Annotated in this window: 7 protein-coding genes and 1 pseudogene; 5 read left to right on the top strand and 3 right to left on the bottom strand. The window is 56.3% G+C overall.

The genetic code is table 11. The features are described from left to right. Positions 1-372 (bottom strand): annotated as a pseudogene (locus HP459_RS20440) (RomA family MBL fold metallo-hydrolase); the annotation flags it as partial. Positions 373-564: 192 nt separating this feature from the next. Between HP459_RS20440 and HP459_RS20435 the strand changes: the two are divergent. The 3 genes from HP459_RS20435 (at position 565) to nfsB (ending at position 2,287) form a co-directional block, all read left to right on the top strand. After that, positions 565-1,155, top strand: a complete 591-nt coding sequence (locus HP459_RS20435; RefSeq protein WP_023299509.1) for a TetR/AcrR family transcriptional regulator — start codon at positions 565-567, stop codon at positions 1,153-1,155. Next, positions 1,145-1,513, top strand: coding sequence for an MmcQ/YjbR family DNA-binding protein (locus tag HP459_RS20430; RefSeq protein ID WP_022647330.1), 369 nt, complete (start codon positions 1,145-1,147; stop codon positions 1,511-1,513). Before HP459_RS20435 ends, HP459_RS20430 begins: the two co-directional genes overlap by 11 nt. Before the next feature lie 120 nt (positions 1,514-1,633). After that, complete coding sequence (gene nfsB, locus HP459_RS20425; protein ID WP_003858884.1) at positions 1,634-2,287, top strand: oxygen-insensitive NAD(P)H nitroreductase; 654 nt, start codon at positions 1,634-1,636, stop codon at positions 2,285-2,287. 27 nt (positions 2,288-2,314) lie between these two features. On the opposite strand, the gene HP459_RS20420 is transcribed toward nfsB, so the two are convergent. Next, positions 2,315-2,917 (bottom strand): hypothetical protein, encoded by a 603-nt coding sequence (locus HP459_RS20420; protein WP_023299508.1) that lies wholly within the window; start codon positions 2,915-2,917, stop codon positions 2,315-2,317. Positions 2,918-3,070: 153 nt separating this feature from the next. Further along, on the bottom strand, positions 3,071-3,940 hold the full coding sequence (locus tag HP459_RS20415; protein WP_022647328.1) for a helix-turn-helix transcriptional regulator: 870 nt from the start codon (positions 3,938-3,940) through the stop codon (positions 3,071-3,073). A 107-nt stretch (positions 3,941-4,047) separates the two neighbouring features. Here HP459_RS20415 and HP459_RS20410 point away from each other — a divergent pair, with 107 nt between their 5' ends. Together HP459_RS20410 and HP459_RS20405 are read left to right on the top strand one after the other, a co-directional pair. After that, positions 4,048-5,484: an MFS transporter gene (locus tag HP459_RS20410; RefSeq protein ID WP_063146562.1), complete on the top strand. Its 1,437-nt coding sequence runs from the start codon at positions 4,048-4,050 to the stop codon at positions 5,482-5,484. A 67-nt stretch (positions 5,485-5,551) separates the two neighbouring features. Further along, positions 5,552-6,337 (top strand): mechanosensitive ion channel family protein (locus HP459_RS20405; RefSeq protein ID WP_171936739.1); only part of this gene is annotated, 786 nt, incomplete at its 3' end.

Raw genomic sequence — 6,337 nt, 5'->3', positions numbered from 1 at the left:
GATCAGGATTCGTTGCCCCGCCAGCTGCATATACCAGGAGGAGTGGCCGAGCCACACCAGCGTGTCCTGTTCAGGCGACAGGCTCGCCAGATCGGTTTTCACCAGCGGCAGCGGCTGCGCAGGACGGGCGTTTTCGGTTTTACGGGTAAGAAACTGCCACCACGCCACCAGCATATTTTGTTGCCCGGTAAAGCCCGGCGTAGGGAGCGTGTTATGGAATTGCCCGTCGCGATAGTGCGGAGAGGCCTCCACTTCAGAGAGCTGCGCACCCTGCGGTGGCTGGCCAAATCCGGCATTCAGTACAAACGGTAAACTGGCAGCTGAAGCAATAATCATGACTAACACCACGCAGATGAATAGAGGCTTTTTCATTATCCTGACCCGCCAACGCGCCCTGTCCGATAGTTTGCGCGGGTTGAACTTGATTATGAGTGAGTAAGCACTCATTATAGATAGGATGATTACGCCGTCAAGAAGGTTTTCGATCTTTGACATTCCGCGTTGCAGCGTGGCAAAGCACGTGTTTCAATCAGGGTTTTTACAATTGACGGGAGGAAAAATTTAGTGGCACGTCCGAAGAGTGAAGATAAAAAACAGGCCTTACTGGAAGCAGCAACGGCTGCGTTTGCGCAGTCAGGTATTGCCGCCTCAACGGCGTTAATTGCCCGTAATGCGGGCGTCGCTGAAGGGACACTGTTTCGCTACTTTGCTACCAAAGACGATCTGCTGAATGCCCTCTATCTGCATCTGAAGCAGGATCTTTGCCAGACCATGCTGGCAAACCTCGATCGCACCATCACCCAGCCAAAAGAGCATACCCGTAATATCTGGAATAGCTATGTGGACTGGGGCATTCGTAACCCCCTGGCGCATGCGGCTATCCGCCAGATTGGCGTCAGTGAAAAGCTGAACATTGAAACCGAGCAGGCGGTGAAAGACATGTTCCCGGAAATACACGAACTGTGTCACCGCTCGGTGCGCCCGGTGTTTATGTCTGACGAGTTTAAGACCTTCGGTGATGCAATATTCTTATCGCTGGCTGAAACCACCATGGAGTTTGCCGCGCGCGATCCGTCCCGTGCCGTCGATTTTAAAGCGCTGGGCTTTGAAGCCATGTGGCGCGGGCTTGCTGAGGAAGAGAGCCATGGACAGTAAAGCCTTGCAGGAACATGCCAGACGCGTCGCGCTGGAAATGCCTTTTACCGAACATTGCTGGCCGTTTGGCCCGGAGTATGACGTGTTTAAGGTGGGCGGGAAAATTTTTATGCTGATGGCGACCGCTCACGGTCGGGCCCACGTCAGCCTGAAATCCGATCCGGAAAAATCGCTGCTCAATCAGCAGATCTACCGTGGCGTGGAGCCTGGCTACCATCTGAATAAAAAACACTGGATCTCCCTTTATGGCACGGACGACATCACGCCTGAACTGGTCACCGACCTGATTACGGATTCGTGGAATCTGGTCGTTGATAAACTGCCGAAAAAAGATCAGAAGTGGATTCGGCCAGCCTGATTGTTCGTCTGAGACGAACAGAATAAGCGCTCGAATCGCACTTATCTTTTCCCGCTTCGCGCGGTAATCTGCTTTCCTTTCACGCCCGCCTGCGGGCGAATTTCATCACCAGGAGTTGTTATGGATATTATTTCTGTCGCCCTGAAACGCCACTCTACCAAGGCGTTCGACCCAGCCAAAAAACTGACCGCAGAAGAAGCGGAAAAAATCAAAACGCTGCTGCAATACAGCCCGTCCAGCACCAACTCCCAGCCGTGGCACTTTATTGTTGCCAGTACTGAAGAGGGTAAAGCGCGCGTGGCAAAATCCGCGGCGGGCACCTATGTGTTTAACGAACGCAAAATGCTGGATGCCTCTCACGTGGTGGTGTTCTGTGCGAAAACCGCGATGGACGATGCCTGGCTTGAGCGCGTCGTCGATCAGGAAGAGGCTGACGGCCGTTTCGCCACGCCAGAAGCAAAAGCCGCGAACCACAAAGGCCGGTGCTATTTTGCCGACATGCACCGCGTGGATCTGAAAGATGACGACCAGTGGATGGCGAAGCAGGTTTACCTGAACGTCGGCAACTTCCTGCTGGGCGTGGCCGCGATGGGCCTGGACGCAGTGCCGATTGAAGGCTTCGATGCCGCAATCCTCGACGAAGAGTTCGGCCTGAAAGAGAAAGGCTTCACCAGCCTGGTGGTGGTGCCGGTTGGGCATCACAGCGTTGAGGATTTCAATGCCACGCTGCCGAAGTCTCGCCTGCCGCTGAGCACGATTGTGACTGAATGCTAATGAAAATGGGCCGCTGCATGCGGCCCGTTACGCTTTACTGATGACAAGCCTGCGATGCGGATGGACCTCACGATCGTTTCCCCAGGCAAAAGCAATCCAGCGCTCTTCCAGCTCAGCGTAGGAATTTACGGGCGTTAACGTCCACTCTTCTCCCACCGTACCGTCCGCCACACTAATGCGATAGTTCATGGTAAACGCCCAGTCGATCATGCGCAACCAGAACCGTTGCCCGTCTCCCGTTTGTTCGCTGTCAGAGACAACGATGTCGTATTCGCTTAGCACCCACTGAAAAAAGAGTTGTGGCAACCCGCTTATCACGCGTTGATGAACGGCACGTGGCGTACGCCACACCATCACCTGCGTGGCGGCACCGTGGGGAAAGGTAATTTCTTTATGAAATTTAAGCTTTACGGCATACGCCGTATAAGGTTTGCCGTCATCGGTGGTCACGAGACGATATTCATCACCATAACGCGATTTCAGGAGCCGGTATCCCACAGGCAGCAGAAACCCCGGCAGATGAAAATCCGCCGTACCTCGTGCCAGGAACGCTTCGGTGTGTTCGACGTTTCGGGAGATAAGGCCGAGTTTTTGGCTGAAGTCTGCGGAATCAATCATCAGTGGCGACATTTGTTGTTTCTCATGGCGTGAGTATAGTCGACTTAATCCCTCATCGAAATGATGTCGATTCAGTCGGTTGGTTTAAGTTAAACGCCACCTTATACCTGTCTCATCCGCTTAGCAGAGCCAGCTCTTATTCCCTGAAAGCCCCTCGCAAAAAACTTATTTCCCCTGCGCCTCCAGCCACGCCATCGCCCTCTCCCCCGCCTCGTCCACCGGTAAATAGACCAGCAGCCGCGATCCGTTTCGCGGCGCAGAGTACCAGTACATCTGCTGGAGATGAAAATCCCCCAGCTCGGGATGGGTGAACAGCTTGAGCTGGTTCTCCACGCCGCGCACGTCGTTACGCTGGTGCCACAGGGTTTTGAACTCCTCAGACACCGCAAAAAAACGCGCCAGCTTCGCTTCCCAGAGCGGGTCGCCACGGTGCTCGGCCATTGCCGCGCGGAAGTAGGAGACGAAAATCGGCAGCACGTCGTCACGTTTGCCGAGCCGCGCGCGCCACGCCGGATGGGTGAGGAACAGGTAAATACAGTTGCGATCTTCCGGCGGGATAGCGTTGAAATCGACGCCCATCAGGTGTCCGAAGCTGTCGTTCCACGCCACGATATCGAAATTCGGTTTCTGAATACTGGCAGGCTTCGGCATCAGGGTATCCAGCAGGCGACGCGTGCCTTCGCTGATCCCCTCACAGCACACCGCCTGCGGGGCTTCGCCCGGCGGCAAACCGGCAAGCACAAAAAGATGCCGGGCTTCGGTCGGGGTGCATTGCAGCGCTTTTGCAATGGCGGCCATCACCGCGCTGGACGGATTGACGTCCCGGCCCTGTTCCAGCCAGGTGTACCAGGTCACACCGACATCCGCGAGCATCGCTACCTCCTCCCGGCGCAGGCCCGGCGTGCGGCGACGGCCGCTGCGCGGTAAGCCGAGCCGCTGCGGATCGAGGCTTTCGCGCCGGGCACGCAAAAACGCGCCCAGCTGCTTGCGGGTGTCATCCTGGAGAGAGGTGACAGGTTCAGACATCAGCGCCATAACATCTCCTGCATGGTAGTGCCAGTACCAGTATAAGTAAGAACTGGTACCCGTTTATCAGATGGTTGATGCTACGACTCTACGCTGTTTGACGCAATGGAGTCACCATGAATACGTCAGTTGTTTCACCGGGTCGTGCGGGCCTGATATTGCTGTTAACCGGCCAGATGCTGCCGCTGATTGATACCTCGATCACCAACGTGGCGCTGGATTCCATCACCCATTCGTTACACGCCACCGCCACCGAACTGGAGCTGATCGTCGCCCTCTACGGCGTGGCCTTTGCCGTCTGCCTGGCCCCCGGCAGCAAGCTGGGCGATAACCTTGGCCGCCGTCGCTTGTTTATGTGGGGCGTGGCGAGTTTTGGCCTGGCCTCGCTGCTGTGCGGCATGGCGGGCAATATCGAACAGTTGCTTGCCGCGCGCATTATTCAGGGCGCGGGCGCCGCGCTGATCATGCCGCAAATTCTCGCGACGTTGCACGTGACGTTAAAAGGAACGGCACACGCCAAAGCGATCAGTCTGTTCGGCGGTATCGGCGGTATTGCGTTTATCGTCGGCCAGATGGGTGGCGGCTGGCTGGTGTCGGCGGACATCGCCGGGCTTGGCTGGCGTAACGCCTTCTTTATCAACGTGCCGATTTGTCTGGTGGTGCTGGCGTTGAGCCGTCGCTACGTACCGGAAACCCGCCGCGACACGCCGTCGCGCATTGACTGGACCGGGACTATCCTGCTGACGGCGATACTGTGCTGTCTGCTGTTTCCGATGGCGCTCGGCCCGCAGTGGCACTGGTCGTGGCCGCTGAAGGCCGCGCTGCTGGCGATTGTGCCGCTGGTCTATTTGATGGTGTTAAACGCGCGTAAGAAAGAACGTGAGAATGCCCACCCGCTCATCGCGCCGCGCCTGTTGCAGCTGCGCAGCATCCGTTTTGGCGTGCTGATCGGGATACTCTTTTTCAGCGTCTGGTCCGGGTTTATGTTCTGTATGGCGCTGACCATGCAAAGCGGTCTGGGGATGGCGCCGTGGCAGTCCGGGAACAGCTTTATCGCGCTCGGCGTCACCTATTTTATTTCCGCCTGGTTCGCCCCACGCCTGATTGCCCGCTACAGCACCAGCGCCATCCTGCTGACCGGGCTTGCGATTCAGCTTGTCGGCCTGGTGGCGCTGATCGCCACGTTCCGTCACTGGGGAATGCAGAATACCGCGCTGACGTTGGCCCCGGCCACCGGGCTGGTGGGTTACGGTCAGGCGCTGATTGTAAACAGCTTCTACCGTATCGGGATGCGCGATATCCAGCCTGACGACGCAGGAGCCGCGAGCGCGATTTTAAGTACGCTGCAACAGGCTGCGCTGGGGCTTGGCCCGGCCATTTTCGGCGCGATTTTGCTGCACGGGCTGCAAAATCATCACGGAGATTACACCCAGGCAGTCAACGTCTTCCTGATGGTGGAAACGGCCATGATGGTAGTGCTGGCGCTGGCCACGCTGCGTATGCGCCATCGTCTGTGTTTACCGGTCGTCAAGGCCTGTCCGGCGACAAAATAAAACTGCCTGAATTTGCATAATAGATCCGCAGCCGCCATTATGGGGCTGCATCAATACAGGAGACGTTATGCAGGAATTAATTGCTCAGGTTGAAGAGTTAGGGATTGAAATTAATCACACCACCTCTTTAGTGATTATCTTTGGTATTATTTTTCTTACAGCCATTATCGTTCATTTTATTCTGCACAAAGTGGTGCTGCGCGCCTTCGAAAAACGCGCGCAGGCCAGCAGCCATTTATGGTTGCAGATCATTACGCAGAACAAGTTATTTCACCGTCTGGCGTTTACCCTCCAGGGGATAATCGTCAACGTTCAGGCGGTTCTGTGGCTGCAAAAAGGCAGCGAAGCGGCGGAAATGCTCACCACCTGCGCAAAATTGTGGGTGATGGTCTATGCCCTGCTCTCCTTCTTCTCGCTGCTGGATGTGATTTTTAATCTGTCGCAGAAAATGGCCACCGCATCACAGCTGCCGCTGAAGGGGATATTCCAGGGCATCAAGCTGGTGAGCGCCATTCTGGTGGGAATATTAATTATCTCCCTTCTGATCGGTCAGTCACCCGCCATTCTGATAAGCGGCCTGGGTGCGATGGCTGCCGTTCTGATGCTGGTCTTTAAAGACCCGATACTGGGCTTAGTGGCCGGTATTCAGCTCTCCGCCAACGACATGCTGAAGCTCGGGGACTGGCTGGAGATGCCGAAATACGGGGCCAACGGCACGGTGACCGACATCGGCCTGACCACCGTTAAAGTGCGCAACTTCGATAACACCATCACCACCATCCCGACCTGGGCGCTGGTGTCCGACGCGTTCATCAACTGGAGCGGCATGTCAGCCTCCGGTGGTCGCCGCATC

The organism is Enterobacter sp. CM29, from assembly GCF_013179605.1.
GTDB lineage: Bacteria > Pseudomonadota > Gammaproteobacteria > Enterobacterales > Enterobacteriaceae > Enterobacter > Enterobacter intestinihominis.
This window is presented reverse-complemented; position numbering and strand designations above follow the sequence as displayed.